At 73.1% G+C, this 14,160-nt stretch carries 15 protein-coding genes and 1 riboswitch; of the genes, 5 read left to right on the plus strand and 10 right to left on the minus strand.

From position 1 onward, the window contains the following. Positions 1-154: 154 nt before the first annotated feature. Both ABZV00_RS21290 and ABZV00_RS21295 read right to left on the minus strand, forming a co-directional pair. Positions 155-886: a hypothetical protein gene (locus tag ABZV00_RS21290; protein ID WP_355608802.1), complete on the minus strand. Its 732-nt coding sequence runs from the start codon at positions 884-886 to the stop codon at positions 155-157. Continuing rightward, complete coding sequence (locus ABZV00_RS21295; RefSeq protein WP_355608805.1) at positions 868-1,446, minus strand: hypothetical protein; 579 nt, start codon at positions 1,444-1,446, stop codon at positions 868-870. The genes ABZV00_RS21290 and ABZV00_RS21295 overlap by 19 nt, the downstream gene beginning before the upstream one ends. Before the next feature lie 83 nt (positions 1,447-1,529). Here ABZV00_RS21295 and ABZV00_RS21300 point away from each other — a divergent pair, with 83 nt between their 5' ends. Beyond that, positions 1,530-1,952 carry an NUDIX domain-containing protein gene (locus tag ABZV00_RS21300; RefSeq protein WP_355608807.1) on the plus strand — a complete coding sequence of 141 codons (423 nt, stop codon included), beginning with the start codon at positions 1,530-1,532 and terminating at the stop codon, positions 1,950-1,952. A gap of 5 nt (positions 1,953-1,957) precedes the next feature. On the opposite strand, the gene ABZV00_RS21305 is transcribed toward ABZV00_RS21300, so the two are convergent. Beyond that, the gene (locus tag ABZV00_RS21305; RefSeq protein WP_355608994.1) at positions 1,958-2,812 is read right to left on the minus strand and encodes an AraC family transcriptional regulator; all 855 of its coding nucleotides are present in this window, start codon (positions 2,810-2,812) and stop codon (positions 1,958-1,960) included. Positions 2,813-2,974: 162 nt separating this feature from the next. On the opposite strand from ABZV00_RS21305, the gene ABZV00_RS21310 reads away from it, so the two are divergent. Continuing rightward, complete coding sequence (locus ABZV00_RS21310) at positions 2,975-4,099, plus strand: FUSC family protein (RefSeq protein ID WP_328416287.1); 1,125 nt, start codon at positions 2,975-2,977, stop codon at positions 4,097-4,099. Positions 4,100-4,161: 62 nt separating this feature from the next. On the opposite strand, the gene ABZV00_RS21315 is transcribed toward ABZV00_RS21310, so the two are convergent. Both ABZV00_RS21315 and ABZV00_RS21320 read right to left on the minus strand, forming a co-directional pair. Further along, positions 4,162-4,869, minus strand: a complete 708-nt coding sequence (locus tag ABZV00_RS21315) for a phospholipase (RefSeq protein WP_355608810.1) — start codon at positions 4,867-4,869, stop codon at positions 4,162-4,164. Between the two features lie 122 nt (positions 4,870-4,991). Beyond that, the gene (locus ABZV00_RS21320; RefSeq protein WP_355608813.1) at positions 4,992-5,981 is read right to left on the minus strand and encodes a LacI family DNA-binding transcriptional regulator; all 990 of its coding nucleotides are present in this window, start codon (positions 5,979-5,981) and stop codon (positions 4,992-4,994) included. A 164-nt stretch (positions 5,982-6,145) separates the two neighbouring features. Here ABZV00_RS21320 and ABZV00_RS21325 point away from each other — a divergent pair, with 164 nt between their 5' ends. After that, complete coding sequence (locus ABZV00_RS21325) at positions 6,146-7,384, plus strand: MFS transporter (protein ID WP_355608815.1); 1,239 nt, start codon at positions 6,146-6,148, stop codon at positions 7,382-7,384. Between the two features lie 61 nt (positions 7,385-7,445). Here ABZV00_RS21325 and ABZV00_RS21330 read toward each other — a convergent pair whose 3' ends face one another. The 5 genes from ABZV00_RS21330 to ABZV00_RS21350 form a co-directional block, all read right to left on the minus strand. After that, the gene (locus ABZV00_RS21330) at positions 7,446-8,111 is read right to left on the minus strand and encodes a hypothetical protein (RefSeq protein ID WP_355608818.1); all 666 of its coding nucleotides are present in this window, start codon (positions 8,109-8,111) and stop codon (positions 7,446-7,448) included. A 52-nt stretch (positions 8,112-8,163) separates the two neighbouring features. Continuing rightward, positions 8,164-10,308, minus strand: a complete 2,145-nt coding sequence (gene helR / locus ABZV00_RS21335) for an RNA polymerase recycling motor ATPase HelR (RefSeq protein ID WP_355608997.1) — start codon at positions 10,306-10,308, stop codon at positions 8,164-8,166. A gap of 601 nt (positions 10,309-10,909) precedes the next feature. After that, on the minus strand, positions 10,910-11,392 hold the full coding sequence (locus ABZV00_RS21340) for a hypothetical protein (RefSeq protein ID WP_355608820.1): 483 nt from the start codon (positions 11,390-11,392) through the stop codon (positions 10,910-10,912). Positions 11,393-11,513: 121 nt separating this feature from the next. Next, entirely contained in the window at positions 11,514-12,227 is a 714-nt protein-coding gene (locus tag ABZV00_RS21345; RefSeq protein WP_355608823.1) for a hypothetical protein, read from the minus strand. Further along, positions 12,220-12,801, minus strand: a complete 582-nt coding sequence (locus ABZV00_RS21350; protein WP_355608824.1) for an RNA polymerase sigma factor — start codon at positions 12,799-12,801, stop codon at positions 12,220-12,222. The genes ABZV00_RS21345 and ABZV00_RS21350 overlap by 8 nt, the downstream gene beginning before the upstream one ends. A gap of 120 nt (positions 12,802-12,921) precedes the next feature. Between ABZV00_RS21350 and ABZV00_RS21355 the strand changes: the two genes are divergently transcribed. Both ABZV00_RS21355 and ABZV00_RS21360 read left to right on the plus strand, forming a co-directional pair. After that, positions 12,922-13,257, plus strand: coding sequence for a hypothetical protein (locus ABZV00_RS21355; RefSeq protein WP_328416301.1), 336 nt, complete (start codon positions 12,922-12,924; stop codon positions 13,255-13,257). Positions 13,258-13,769: 512 nt separating this feature from the next. Further along, positions 13,770-13,899, plus strand: a riboswitch (cobalamin riboswitch). Positions 13,900-13,983: 84 nt separating this feature from the next. After that, entirely contained in the window at positions 13,984-14,115 is a 132-nt protein-coding gene (locus tag ABZV00_RS21360) for a hypothetical protein (protein ID WP_355608828.1), read from the plus strand. The last annotated feature ends 45 nt before the right edge of the window (positions 14,116-14,160 follow it).

Here is a 14,160-nt window from a genome sequence, read left to right on the forward strand (position 1 = left end):
TGTGTGTGATCGCTATCACCACGAGCAGTCAGCGATCAGTCAGAACGCAGTCGCCGATCTTACCGGTGTGCTGTCACGTTCGGATGAGGCCGCCGGCAACACAAATGGCTACTCTGGAGTTTTGGGCCCAGTGCAGTTCTTCTGCGCCTCGGCGTCACATCTGGCCGCGGAGGCTGTTGATGATTTTTTCCCCCGTCGCCCGGTCGTCGGGCCGGTTGGTCAGCCACGCCGCCACGTAGAGGGTCTGTGCCGGGGAACCCGGTCCCAGCACGCCGGCCGGGGCCGTCCAGACGTGCTCCATCAGCAGGTGCAGAGTCCGGCGACCCATCCAATCGGGCTTCGTCAGGACGTCGGCGAGCCAGGTGCTGTCGTCAACTGCCCGTACAGGTCGGTCCACGAACGGCGGCCTCAGCCGGGTCCTGGCATCGGGGCCGCACGGCGGCGGGCACGGTGCCAGCAACACGCGCAGGAAGCTCTCCTGGCCGGTGGTGTCGTCGGACCCCGCGGAGCATTCCCACTCGGCTGTCGACGCGGTGCCGACGCCCGGAATACTGAACGCCAGGCATCGCCACTCGGTGTCCCGGGGCACCAGCACCGTCATCGGTAGCCCCGGCTCGCCGAAGGGAGTCGCCTCGCCCGCGGCGAACTGCGCGCCAGCGACCGAACCGGCGGGAGACAGCAGCGGCCGCGGCGTCGACGGTGGATAGTGGGGTGCCGCCGGCAACGGGGGCATCGAGACCGGCGCGACCGCCCGGTCCACGGAGGCGGCCTGGGCGCGCCCCAGGGGCGCAGCGACGACATTTCCCAGCGCGTAGCCTCCCAGGGATAGGGCGACGACGACGAGCACCAGCACGACGTCCGACTCGGTCAGCACCTTGCGTGGCATCGCGCGGCCACCTCCTGCACCAGAGTCCGTACCGCCTCGAACATGGCGTCCCGCGACGCGTACGCCGTGTCCAGCTCTGCGGTGATCGTCACCGTGCCGATCCGAGCGCGGACGATCGTCGACTGCCGCCCGTCGTCGTGCGTGTCGCCGTACTCGTAGGACTCGTCGCCGATTCGGACTGGCGTCGGATGTGTCCGGCAGCGGGTGCAACTCCACAGGTGCACCTCGTCGCGGGCCCGTTGCACCGCGGATTCGCCCTCCCGGCGGGTCGATCGGAGATAACCGAACCAGAGCACCACATCGGCCCGGTCCTCGCCCACACCTACCCGGCCGGACACGACGCACAAGACGTACCCGCGGTTGCCGTGCTCGACCGTCGGCTGCGACGCCGCAGGCACCATCCGGGCGATCGTCTCGGAGCGGGCGAGACCGCAGACGTCGACGGAAGGGGGTCGGCTCGGCACATCGGCGGTCAACGCCTGCCAGCCGAAGAGGCCCAGCCCGACGGTGCCGCCGACGATCAGCGCGTTCCGCAGCCGGTGACCGATCCGCCACTGCATACCTTCGGAGCGTAGAACGCCGCCGGCCTCAGGCCACCGCTCCCGCGCCTACCCGACAGGGCGGTCCGGCTTAGGCTGGTCGGGTGATAGTGGTCGCGTGCGTGCTGCTGGTGGATCCCGACGGGCAGGTGCTGCTGCAACTGCGCGACGGCAACGCCACCTTCCACCCGAATGTGTGGGGGTTGCCCGGCGGCCACGCCGAGGCGGGGGAGATTCCGGAGCAGACCGCCGAGCGGGAGCTGTGGGAGGAGACCGGCCTGCGCGCCGACGGCCCGCTGCGCCCATTCACCGTGCAGTCGCTGCCCGAGCTGGGCCGGGCGAAGCACTACTTCACCGGCAGCACCCGGGCCCGGCAGGAGGACGTGGTGCTCGGTGAGGGCGCCGCGATGCTCTTCGTGCCTGGCGACCGGGTGCTCGACGGCCGCCCCTTCACACCCGGCACCGTCGAGGTGCTGACCCGGTTCCTCGCCTCACCCGGGTACGCCGACGCCAGCACCACCGGCTGAACGGGTCAGTCGGCCGAGGCGCCGATCCGGTGCTGGCTCGGGGTGATGCCGCGAACCCGGCGGAACGCGGTGCTCAGCGCGTACGGGCTGGCGTAGCCGACCCGGCGGGCCACCGCGCCCAGTGTGGCGTCCGGCTCGCGCAGCAGGTCAGCCGCGAGTGCCAGCCGCCATCCGGTCAGGTACGCCATCGGCGGCTCGCCGACCAGTTCGGTGAAGCGGCGGGCCAGCACCGCCCGCGAGACGCCCACCTCGGCGGCGAGCGCGGCGACCGTCCACGGTCGAGCCGGGTCGTTCCGCACCATCCGCAGCGCCGGGCCGACCACCGGATCGCCGGCCGCCCGATACCAGCCGGGCGCCGCCTCCGGGCGGCCGAACCAGGTGCGCAGCGCGCCGATGAGCAGCAGGTCCAGCAGCCGGTCCAGCACGGCCGCCTGGCCGGGCGCGTCCCGGGTCACCTCCTGGGCGAGCAGCGGGACCAGCGGGCTGCGCCACTCCTCGGCGGGCACCACCAGCAGCGGCGGCAGCGCGGTGAGCAGCCGTCGGCTGACCTCGCCGGGCAGGTTGTACGTGCCGGTCAGCAGCACCGTCGACCCGTGCGGGCCGGTGCCCCAGGTGCGTACCCCCAGTGCCATGGACTCGGCCAGCGGCTCGCCGCGCAGGGTGGTGCAGCGCTGACCCGGGTGGATGACCACCTGCGGCGGGGTGGCCGGGTCGTCCGCGACGAGGTAGCCGTCCGGCCCGCGCAGCACCGCCACGTCGCCGGGGCGCAGCGGCGCGGCGGGGGCGTCGTCCGGCACCAGCCAGGCGGTGCCGCGAACCAGGGCCACCACGGTCAGCGGCGCCCGGTCCTCGATCCGCAGCGCTTACGGCGGGTCCAGCACCGAGCGGAGCAGGAAGGCGCCCCGGGCGCGGGGACCGTCGAGCAGCCCGGTGAGCGGGTCCATCGCGCGATGGTAGACGATCGCGAGGGTCGCTCCGGGTGTGGAGTGGTGCGGCCTGATGACCGGTGGGGGAGGTGGGGGATGGCGCGGTTCAGCGGCCTGCGGGTGGCCGGCGAACGGCTGCGGCACGGATGGCGGCCGGTGCTGGAGGCGACCCTCGCGGCGACCGTGGCCTGGCTGCTGGCCACTCGGCTGCTCGGGCACCCGCAGCCCTTCTTCGCCCCGGCCGCGGCGCTGATCGTCCTCGGTCAGGCCCGGGGGCAGCGAATCCGGCGTGCCGTCGAGGTCGTCCTCGGGGTGGCCGCCGGGGTGCTGGTCGCGGACCTGGTGGTGCAGGCGCTGGGTCCGGGCAGCACCTGGACCGTGTTCACCGTCATCCTGCTCACGGTCCTGCTCGCGGTGGCCTTCGGCGCCAGCGGCGTGACCCTGGTGCAGGCCGCGGTCTCCGCGCTCTACCTGGTGGTGGTCGCGCCGCCGGACGGGTCGCTGGTGCCGTTCCGCTTCGTCGACGCGTTGATCGGCGGCGTGGTCGCGCTCGCGGTCAGCCTGCTGGTCGACGCCCGGCGTCCGCTGGCCCCGCTGGTCGCCGAGGTGCGGCGCACGTTCGACGAGTTGGCCGGGCTGCTGGGCGGGATCGCCGACGCGCTGGACCGCCGGGACGAGGCCGGCGCGGTCGCCGCGTTGGCCCAGGCCCGTGGCATGGACGTCCGGGTCGACGGGCTGCGCGACGGGGTGCTGGCGGCCGGCGAGGCGCTGCGGCTCAACGTGCGTCGGCACCGGCACATCGGCCGTCTGCGGTCGGTGGACGAGTCGATCCGGCAGATCGACTACGTGGTACGCAACGTACGGGTGCTCGCCCGTGCCGGGGTGACGCTCAGCCGGCTGCCGTCCCCGGCGCCGCCCGAACTGGGTGCCGCGCTGCGGTCGCTGGCCGAGGCGGTCGGGGAGGCCGGCTCGGCGCTCGCCGCCGACCTGGACGGGCAGGACGAGGCCGCCGACCGGCACGCCATTCGGGCGGACGAGTTGGCGCTGGCCGCCGTACACACCGCCGGGCAGCTCTTCGGGTCGGCCCAGACCCTCCCGCTTGCCATGATCATCGGCCAGGTCCGGGCCACGGCCATCGACCTGCTGCGCGGCCTCGGCCCCGACGACGACGCCACCGTCCTCACCCGTGTCGACGAAGCCCTCGGCCTCCCCGCGATCTGACCACCACCTCCTCACCCCGACCACGCCCTCGGCCCGCGCTGTGACGTGTGTCCCGGGGGCGGTCAGGGTGGGGTGGTCAGCCAGTCGGTGGCGGACTGGCGCACGGGGGTGGAGACCTCGTGGCCGCCGGGGAACTCCTCGTAGGTGACGTCGTAGCCGAGGCTGTGCAGGTGCGGGACGAGCCGCCGGCTGCACAGGTCGATCGGCAGGACCCGGTCGTCCACGCCGTGTGAAACGAAGATCCGTGGCCGGCCATGCGTCACCGGCGGCGCGGCGAAGCCGGGGGAGAAGGCCAGCACCGCGTCGACGAGGTCGCCGTTGGCCAGGCCCAGCGAGAGCGCGTACGAGGCGCCGTCGGAGAAGCCGCCGAGCGTCACCTCACGCACCGGATAGCCGTCGAAGACGGTGGCCAGCAGCCCGTCGATGCGCCGCACGTCCACCCCGAAGCCGCCGGCGATCAGGTCCCAACTACTCGCCGACGCCTGCGGGGCCACCAGCAGCAGGTGATGCGCGTCCGCGACCGGCAGCAGCAGGTCCAGGCCCTGCCGCGCGGAGCCGCCCGCCCCGTGCAGCAGCACCACCAACCGGTACGCGGTCCCGTCGGTGGCCGGCTCTGGGGCGTACGCCATCGCCAGTGGCCCACCGTGGGCGCCGGTCATCGGCATCAGCCCGGTGGGCGCCGACGCCACCGGCTGGTGGGCACGGGCGGTCAACCGGCCGTGCCGTTGATCGTCCGCCGGCACGCGGTCCGGCGGCGCGGGTTCGGACACGGGTCACCGCTCCTCGCTGTCGGCAGGGTGTGCGCCGCGGTTACCCGACCCGCCACGGGTTAACCGCCGGCCATCACCGGCAGCCCGGTCAGGAGCTGCCGCGGGCCGCCAGGTTGACCGGGTCAGGCGCTGTCGCGGGCCACCAGGGCGGACGGGAAGAGGGTCTCCGGCACGGTCCGGCGGCCGTCCAGCACGGCGGTGGCCGCGGCGGCGGCGATCCGGCCCACCGGGTGGCTCGCGGTGGTCAGCGCGGGGGTGGTCATGCCGGCCAGCGGGATGTCGTCGAAGCCGGCCACGGCGACGTCGCCGGGCACCCGCACCCCGCTGTCGCGCAGCGCCGCGATCACCCCGAGCGCGGTCTCGTCGCTGATCGCGTAGATCGCGTCGAGGTCCGGCCAGCGCCGCAACGCCTCGTCGGCTGCCGCCCGGCCGCGTGCCGCGGTGAAGTCTCCGGGCAGCACCCGCTCCGGCAGGCCGGCCTCGCGCATCAGCCGGCGGTACGCCACCACCGGGCGCTGTGAGCACGGCAGCCAGCGGGGGCCGGTCACCATGGCGATCCGGCGGCGACCCGTGCCGTACAGGTGACGCAGCACCTCGCTGGCGCCGGCGTCGTTGTCGACGTCGAACGACGGGACGGTGGCTGAGCCGACGCCGATCGAGACCACCCGGCCGTGCAGCGACCGCGGCACGGCGGCCAGCAGCTCCGCGGTGGTGTTGACCAGCACCACGCCGCACACGCTGCGGTCCCCGGCGAGCTGGTCGAGAGGGCTCGGATCGCTCAACGGCAGCCAGTGCAGCGCCACGCCGATACCGGCCGGCGCGCAGACCTGGGCCGCCGAGCCGACCACCTGGTGGACGTACGGGTCGTCCAGCACCGCGGCGCTGGTCCCCGCGACCGCCACCACCAGCCGTACGCCGCCGCCCCGGACCAGCGCCCGGGCGGCCGGGTTGGGGACGTAGCCGAGCCGGTCGACGGCCGCCGCCACCCGGTCCCGGGCGGCCGGCGAGGCGAACCCGGTCCCGGCGATCACCCGCGAGGCCGTGGACCGGGACACCCCGGCGATCCGCGCGACGTCCTCCAGGGTGGCCGGTCGGTGTGCCGCTGCCGTCATCGTCCCCTCCTCCGGTTACCCGTCCGGGCGGACGAACACCTGCCTCGAATCATCCCCCGACCGGAGGCAGAGCCGGTAAGGGGCGGTAGCCGGTTTGTGGTGGTAGCGCTCTCAGGTGTGCGATCGTGCCAGGAGATCACCCCGAGAAAGAGGACCCGCCGCCCGTGACCGCCCCCACCAGCTCATCGGTTTCGCCCGACACCGCCCCGGCACCGTCACGTGCCGTGCGGCTCGCCCGTAACGGCGTCGCCGTCGTCTTCACCCTCAACGGGCTGGCCGTCGGCAGCTGGTTCTCCCGGGTTCCGGCGGTCCGCGAGGCGTTGGACCTCTCCGCCGGCCGGCTCGGGCTGCTCCTGCTGGCGATGAGCGTCGGCGCACTGCTGGCCATGCCCACCTCCGGCCTGCTTGCCCAGCGCTTCGGCGCGGCCCGCACCGTGCGACTGGGCACGGTGCTGGTCGCGGTGGGCGTGACCGTGGCCGGACTGGGCGCCACGGTGGCCGGTTCGGCCGTCGTCGTCGCGGTGGGTTTGGTCGCCTTCGGCTACGGCTCGGGTGCCTGCGACGTCGCGATGAACGTCGAGGGCGCGGTGGTGGAGCGGCGGTTGGGGCGTACCGTCATGCCCCGCTTCCACGCGGCCTGGAGCCTCGGGTCGGTGGCCGGCGCGGGGCTCGGCGCCGGGGCCGCCCGCTTCGACGTGTCGGTCGGCGCGCACCTCGCCGCCGTGGCGGTGGTGGTGCTGACCGGCACCGTGCTCGGCTCGCGGGCGTTCCTGCCCCGGCCGGTCGTCGACCCGGCCGCCCCGGCGGCGGCCGCCAGCCCGGCCGCCGGCCGCCGCGCACAGCTCGCCGCCTGGCGCGAGCCCCGCACCCTGCTGATCGGGCTGTTCGTGCTGGTGATGGCGTTCACCGAGGGCAGCGCCAACGACTGGCTGGCGGTCGCCTTCGTGGACGGCCGGGACCTGAGCGAGGCGGCCGGCGCGGCGGTCTTCGGCGTCTTCGTCGTCGGCATGACCCTCGGGCGCACCGCGGGCACGATCGCGCTGGACCGATGGGGTCGGGTGCCGGTGCTCAGCGGCACCATCCTGCTCGCCGTGGTGGGCGCGAGCCTGGCCGTGCTGGCGGGCTCGGGGCCGGTGGCCATCGTCGGCGTCGCGCTCTGGGGACTCGGCGCGTCGCTGGGCTTCCCGGTCGGGATGAGCGCGGCGGCCGACGAGGAGGCGCACGCCGCCGTCCGGGTCAGCGTGGTCGCGGTGATCGGTTACACCGCCTTCCTGGGCGGGCCGCCGTTGCTGGGGTTGCTCGGCGACCGGGTCGGCACCCTGGACGCGCTGCTGGTGGTGCCGCTGCTGCTGGTGCCGACGCTGGCGCTGGTGTCGGTGCTGCGTCCGCCCCGGCGATCATGAAGTTATCGCCCTCGATGTCGGCGTTTCGCGCCGCCAACTTCATGATCACCGGGGTCGAGGGTCAGTCGCGGAGCCAGACTCGGAGGGGTCCTACCGGGACGAAGCCGGCCTTGCGGGCGGCGGCGAGGTCCGGGCCGGATTCGTAGCCGACCAGCGGCAGCCGGGGCAGGGTGGTGAGCACGCCGTGCCAGATCTCGCCGGGGTCGCCGGTACGGGCGAACAGGTTGGAGACGCCGTACACGCCGTCGCCGCTGACCACCGCGCCGCCGACGACCGCACCCCGGTCGTCGTACCGGGCCAGCACCCGTACCCGGGGGTCGGCCAGCAGTGCCGGGCGGAACAAGTCCCCGCCGCCGTGCGCCGCCGCCCAGGTGATCAGCCCCGAGGGCGTCGTGACCCGGGTGAGCGGCGGGCTGGCCGGTGGGTCCGCCGGCGGGCGGTGGATCCACTGCGCGTCGAAGAGCACCCGGAAGCCGTGTTCGGTGAGGTCGAGGTCGGCGAAGCTGTCCTTGACCGACGCCCCGGACCCGGCGTCGATCCGGGCCAGCAGGGCGTCGGCGTCGACGCCCGGGCGCAGGGTGACCGCGTCCGGGTACCAGGGTGGGGAGCGGCGGGGGACCGACCAGGCGTCGGCGTTGATCCGGCCGGTCAACCCGTGAGTGCCGCAGACGACGTCGCACCATTCGGCGTTGTCGCGGGCCGCCGCCTCCCGCACATCCTGGGGCACGCCCCGCAGCCTAAGACCTCCTGACCGGGACGCCGCCCCCCACTCCCGGACCTCAGGAGTTCGTGAGGATGACCAGTTGCTGGGTCGCGCGGGTCATCGCGACATAGCGGTCAACCGCTCCCTCGATGCCCGAGCCGAACGCCTCCGGGTCGACGAGCACGACCAGGTCGAACTCGAGCCCCTTCGACAGCTCCGGGGTCAGCGACCGGACCCGGGACGTCGGCTCGAAGGTGGGATCGCCGATGACGCAGGCGATGCCCTCGGCGTGCGCGGCGAGCCAGGTGTCGAGGATCGAATCCCGATCAGAGGCAGGTCCGTGTACGACGGGGACGCCGCTGCCGCGGATCGACGTCGGCACGTTGGCGTCCGGGAGCACGGCGCGGATGACCGGCTCGGCTTCCGCCATGACCTCTTCCGGCGTCCGGTAGTTGATGCTCAGGGAGGCCAGGTTGATCCGGTCGAGCCCGACCCGTTCGAGCCGTTCCTGCCAGGACTCCGTGAACCCGTGCCGGGCCTGGGCACGGTCCCCGACGACGGTGAAGCTCCGGGACGGGCAGCGGAGCACCAACATCTGCCATTCCGCGTCGGTCAGCTCCTGGGCCTCGTCCACGACGATGTGCGCGAACGGGCCGGCGAGCAGGTCCGGGTCGGCACTGGGCAGCGCGGTCTCGTCGACCAGGGCATCCTGGAGATCCAGTTGGCGCAGGCTCGACAGCACACCTTCGCCGTCGTCATAGGCGTGGGCCTCGATCAGTTCGTCGACGACCGTGGCCATCCGCTCGCGCTCGACGGCGACGATGGCCCCCTGCCGACGCTTACGCATTGACGCCTCCGGGTCGCCGAGCCGCTGCCGCGCCGCGTCCAGGAGCGGCAGGTCGGACACCGTCCAGGCCTGGGCGTCGCCGCGCTGCAGCTTGCGGACCTCGGCCGGGCTGAGCCGGGGAGCGCACTTGCGCAGGTAGGCCGGCACCGACCACAGGTCTCCGACGAGGTCGGCCGCGTCGAGCAGCGGCCAGGCGCGGTTGAAGGTCGTGCGCAGCTCCCTGCTCCGCAGCAGCGACCTGCGGACCACGTCATCCGGCTCATCGCCGTCGTACCTGTCCGTCAGGATCGTGAGCAGTTCCTCCCAGACCTCGTCACGCGCCTCGTTGTGCGGGGTGCCGGGCCCCGGTGCCTCGAACGCCTCGGCCCAGTCGTCGGCGCTCAGCCGGATGTCGGCCTCGTCCGTCGTGACCGTCATCGGTGCGGTCGGCGGCTCCTCGTAGAACCTGACGGCCGCCTCGATCGCCTTCACCAGGTCCGCGGACGACTTCAGGCGGGCCACGTCCGGGTCGGTCTCGATGGTTGCCGCGGCACCCTCGGGGACGAGGTCCCGCAGGGTGCAGATCTGCACCTCCTCCTCGCCGAGGCTGGGGAGGACGTCGGCGACGTAGGCCAGGTAGGGCTGATGCGGACCGACGAACAGCACACCGCCTCGGCCGTGACCGAGGCGAGGGTCGGCATAGCGGAGGTAGGCGGTGCGGTGCAGGGCGACGACGGTCTTCCCGGTACCCGGGCCGCCGTCCACGACGAGAGCGCCGCTCGATCCCGCGCGGATGATGGCGTCCTGGTCGGCCTGGATGGTGCTCAGCACATCCCGCATCTGGGTCGACCGGCTGCTGCCCAAGCTGGCGATGAACGCGGACTGGTCGTCGAGCGCGGCGTGCCCCTCAAGCCCGTCCGGGGTGAACACCTCGTCCCAGTAGTCGCTGATCCGGCCGCAGGTCCAGCGAAACCTGCGGCGGCTCGCCAGACCCATCGGGTTGGCGTGGGTGGCTCCGAAGAACGGCTCAGCCGCGGGGGAGCGCCAGTCGAGCAACAGCCGACGGCCCTCGTCGTCCGTGAGGCCACGTCGCCCGATGTACCCGGGCTCGGTGCTGTCCGCGCTGACCATGCGGCCGATGCACAGGTCCAGACCGAAGCGACCCAGTGCGCGCAGACGCGCCGTCAGTCGGCGCACCTCCATGTCCCGGTCCACCGCCTGCCGGCCTTTGCCGCCGGGCGCCTTGCGCGCCGCGTCGAGGCGGTCGGACAGGTCGGCGAGCAACTGCTCCAGGCGTTCCGCGATGGCCGCGAAGTGCCGCTCGTCGCCCGCGATCAGCGCCGGCTCGGCCTTGGGGGAGAGGTGGTCGGGAAGATCAAACACGCTGGTGGTCAGCGGGGTCACGTCATCAGCTCCGATCTGAGGTCTTGCAGTCGAACGAGTGCGCGGCGGCTCTGCGCACGGATCGCCTCGATGGCCACTCGCGCGAGCACTGTCGAGGCCCGCGGGACGGCCTGCGCGTGCGCGTATCGCGCGGCCCGAGGCATGGCCGCGTACGTTGTCCACCGGTGGCAGGCCGGTCTGGAGGTTGAGCGCCGCGCCGACCAGCGCGTCACCGGCGGCGGGGTTCTACGTCGCCATCTCCCACCCGCTCAGGCTCGGGTAGCCCTGGCCTGGCGCGTTACGACACCGTGGGGGAAGGCCATGCGCATCTGCCTGAGACCCCGTCCCCGCGCGACCCGCTCGTCGACAACAACACCCGCATTTCGCGACTCCCATTTCCGCAGGTTATGGCCTCGGTCCGGCAATTCTGTGGCATCACCCGGGTCTTGCCACAAGGCCCCCGGTGCGGTATATGTTGAGAGTGGAAGGGAGTGGCTAGGTACTTCCCTTTCCCTTGATCGTCCGCCAGACGGACACCCCCCGCACACCATCAGGCGATCAGCCAACGGCCTGCCGCCGGGAAACCGATGCCGGCGGCAACATCCCACGACGGTCAGGGCAGCCGGTCGGCGTACACCAGATCCATCGTGTCGGTGTGTCCGGCCCAGCGGAGTTCGAGGTGCCAGCAGCCCGCCCGCGGCATGTCGATGATCGATGGGCCAGGACCGCCGACGACCTCCCGGGTCACCCTGGTGTCGGTGCCGTCCAGCGTCGCGGTGATCGCCAGCGTGTCGGGCGACGTCGTGTCGGGCGACGTTGTGGCAGCGCGGGAGACCCACAGGATCTTGTTGCTCGACCCGTCCTGCCTGACCTGCGCCAGTGGGTGAGCGAACAGCACCGCCACGATGTCGCCCCTCGCGCCGAAGACGTGCGGGGCCCGGGCGTCCCCGCTGAACCCGGCGTCCGCCCAGTCCGGCAGGGACCCCGTCTCGACCCGCGAGCTGCAGCCTGGCGCCGCGCTCGCCGGGGCCGTGGTGGCCGGAGCGCCGGCCGGCGTGGCTGACTGGCCGGTCGTACACCCTGCAAGCAGGACCACCGACCCCAGCATGAACCTGGCCCAGGAACCCATCTCGCCCCTCCCGGATAAGCGTTGGCGACTCGAATCGCGCGTCGCACCCTCTAGACACCGGACGGGCCTGCCAGGTTCCCGAACGTCCCTACCTCAGCGATCCGGCGATCTCGATCGCCTCGGGCTTGCTGAGGTCGCCCTCAAGCCGATAGCTCACGCCACCGGCCTGCCAGATCAGGGTCGAGGCGGCGAGCCGGGCGGTCTCCACCCGAACCTCTCCCGCCCGGTCCACATAGGCCAGCGTGTGTGGGCCACCGACCCAGACGGCGAAGTCGCGGTTGACCTGGACCCAGTCCGCCGGCCGGCTGGTCTCCTTGTGGAAGGCCAGGTCGAGTCGACCGTCGAAGGCATCGATGCGTAACGTGCCCCCGCCGTAGAGCAGCGTCGCCACCCGGTAGCGGCCCGTGCGGTCGGGATCGGCGACCAGCACCTGCTCGGGCCTGCCCAGCTTCGCCGGCAGGCGAATCGGGAAGCGCACCGCCCGTTGTGCCTCGTCCAGGGTGGTGGTCCGCTGCGCGGGCAACGGCGACGGAGTGCCGGTGGGCAGCTCCGCGGGCGACGTGGCAACGCTGACTCCGGCGAAGCGCAGCAGCCCCGCGACGGCGTCGGCGAGGGCGCCCCGTCCCGGCGGCAGCACCGCCACCAGCAGGGCGACGAGCGCCGCAACGGCATACGAGCGCCACCGGCGTCGCCGGCGGGCGGGCGCGGTGAGCTGTGCGCGTACGCGCGCGGTCACCTCGGGCGGGTCGGGTGTCTCCAGCCAGGCCGACAGGTCGCGCAGCTCCCTTTCGAGGTCACCCATGCCGGACCTCCTCGCGATCGAGCAGGCCGCGGAGCTTCGCCAGAGCCCGGGACGTCCGCGACTTCACCGTGCCCCGGGGCCAGCCCAACGTCGCCACCGTCTCCTCCTCGCTGAGATCGAGGAGGAATCGGCAGACGATCACCTCGCGGTCCCGCACCGGCAGTTGGCGCAGCGCCTGCACCAGCGCGGCGCGGCGCTCCCCGGCCAGGACCGCGCCGACCGCGCCATCCTCGGCGATCTCGGACGCCGGGTTCGCCGCCGCAGCCCGCAGGACGAGCCCGTCCCGCCGGTTGCGCGACCGATGCAGGTTGCGGGTCTCGTTCGCGACGATCGCCAGCAGCCATGATCGGAAGGACGACTCGCCCCGATAACGGGACAGCTTGCGGTATCCCTTCACAAACGCCTCCTGGATGACGTCCTCGGAATCCGAGCCCGCGCCGAGCAGCACCGCCGTCCGGTACGCGGACGCGGTGTGCCGGGTGACCAGGAGGTCGTACGCCTCCAGGTCACCTGCCCGTGCGCGGGTGACGAGCACGTCGTCGTCCAGGGGGACCTCCGGTTGGATCACACTCATGACACCGCCCGCGCGCTGTGGGTTCCACCCGCCGCTCGGCCAGCTCACTCCCATCCGACGTGCAGCGTATTGCCAGGAATCGGTGGTGCACTGGGAGGGCATCGAGGAGAGGGGTGGGTCATGGGCTGGTTCAGTCGACGGGCACGGGGCACCGAAGCGACCCCGACGAAGCTGGACCGGGAGGCGACCCGGGACGACCTCGCGGCGTTGGAGGCGTTCATCGCCAGCCGGCAGGGGGTGGAGTTCTATCTGGAGCCGGAGACGACCGCGACCGACACCACCGTGATGGCGATCGCCCACGACGGCGAGTGGATCCGCCGCCGGACGGGCACGCCACGTGCGGCGGGAGCCATCGCCCGCAAGCACGCGGTGCCGCTGTACGAGGCGGCCCGTACCGGCTACCCGGAGCGGATGCGGGTGTGGAGCCGGGCCCACCCGGAGCGCCACGCCCGCTGAGGCCCGCCGCCTGCGGATCATGACCGACGGCGCCGCCGTCCGCTGCTTCGCTGACCTGGGCTGACCGCGTCGACGATCACATTTCCGCCCCCGTCGGGGGTCCTGGCAACCTCGGTCCGGACGTTGTTCCGGGCCGGAGTCACCGGTGGGGAGCCGGTGGTCCGCGTTCGGATCCCGGTGTCGGGCCGCATTGATCGTGGCCGTTGACCCACGTCCGCTCTGTTCGAGGCGGGCGGGTGGCGACTCAACGCTCCCGTGAGGGACCCGGGCTGGCCGGATGGTCCGCCCGCCATTGTTCCGCTGCCGGGAACGCAACGATGAATGCGCTGCCGCTATCGCGCCGGGTGCGGCAGAGCAAAGGGCGCGCGGCATTGAAGCGGGGCATTGTGAGGGCGGCGAATCGAGGCGTACCGATCGGCGTATCTCGATCGGTTGGGCCCGGCCGTCGGCGGTGGGGGCAGCGTTGACCGGCGGCGGACGGGTGTGGCAGCATTCGCGGCCTGACGGCAGTGAAGGAAGTCGGTGCGATTCCGACGCGGTCCCGCCACTGTCACCGGGGAGTGATCCCCCCTCGTGCGCCACGACCGTGTGTCTGCGGTTGGAAGGCCGGGGGAGAGCGTCGATCCGGAAGCCAGGATACTTCGGCCGTCGGGACGTACCCCAGGGCGTGGACACCCGAGGAGGACCCGATGACGCATGGCGTCTCTTTCGTTGACGAGCACCGTCATGACCCGCACGGTGGACGCTCCGCCGTACCCGCAGCCGCACCCGGATCCGGCCCCGCCGGCATGCGCCGCGCCGGTCGGGTGGACGGCCGCGCCGGTCACCGGCACCGCTGAGTCGCGCACCCGGCGCTGACCGGCCCCGACGCCCGCGTCGGTGACCCGTCCGCTCGGCCGTCGT

Source organism: Micromonospora sp. NPDC005173 (assembly GCF_040608515.1).
Taxonomy (GTDB): domain Bacteria; phylum Actinomycetota; class Actinomycetes; order Mycobacteriales; family Micromonosporaceae; genus Micromonospora.

Excerpts from the sequence above, each read along its gene's own strand:
- ABZV00_RS21290 (WP_355608802.1), bottom strand. The coding sequence starts at position 886 with ATGCCACGCAAGGTGCTGACCGAGTCGGACGTCGTGCTGGTGCTCGTC.
- ABZV00_RS21295 (WP_355608805.1), bottom strand. The coding sequence starts at position 1,446 with ATGCAGTGGCGGATCGGTCACCGGCTGCGGAACGCGCTGATCGTCGGC.
- ABZV00_RS21310 (WP_328416287.1), top strand. The coding sequence starts at position 2,975 with ATGGCGCGGTTCAGCGGCCTGCGGGTGGCCGGCGAACGGCTGCGGCAC.
- ABZV00_RS21320 (WP_355608813.1), bottom strand. The coding sequence starts at position 5,981 with ATGACGGCAGCGGCACACCGACCGGCCACCCTGGAGGACGTCGCGCGG.
- ABZV00_RS21345 (WP_355608823.1), bottom strand. The coding sequence starts at position 12,227 with ATGGGTGACCTCGAAAGGGAGCTGCGCGACCTGTCGGCCTGGCTGGAG.
- ABZV00_RS21350 (WP_355608824.1), bottom strand. The coding sequence starts at position 12,801 with ATGAGTGTGATCCAACCGGAGGTCCCCCTGGACGACGACGTGCTCGTC.
- ABZV00_RS21355 (WP_328416301.1), top strand. The coding sequence starts at position 12,922 with ATGGGCTGGTTCAGTCGACGGGCACGGGGCACCGAAGCGACCCCGACG.
- ABZV00_RS21360 (WP_355608828.1), top strand. The coding sequence starts at position 13,984 with ATGACCCGCACGGTGGACGCTCCGCCGTACCCGCAGCCGCACCCGGAT.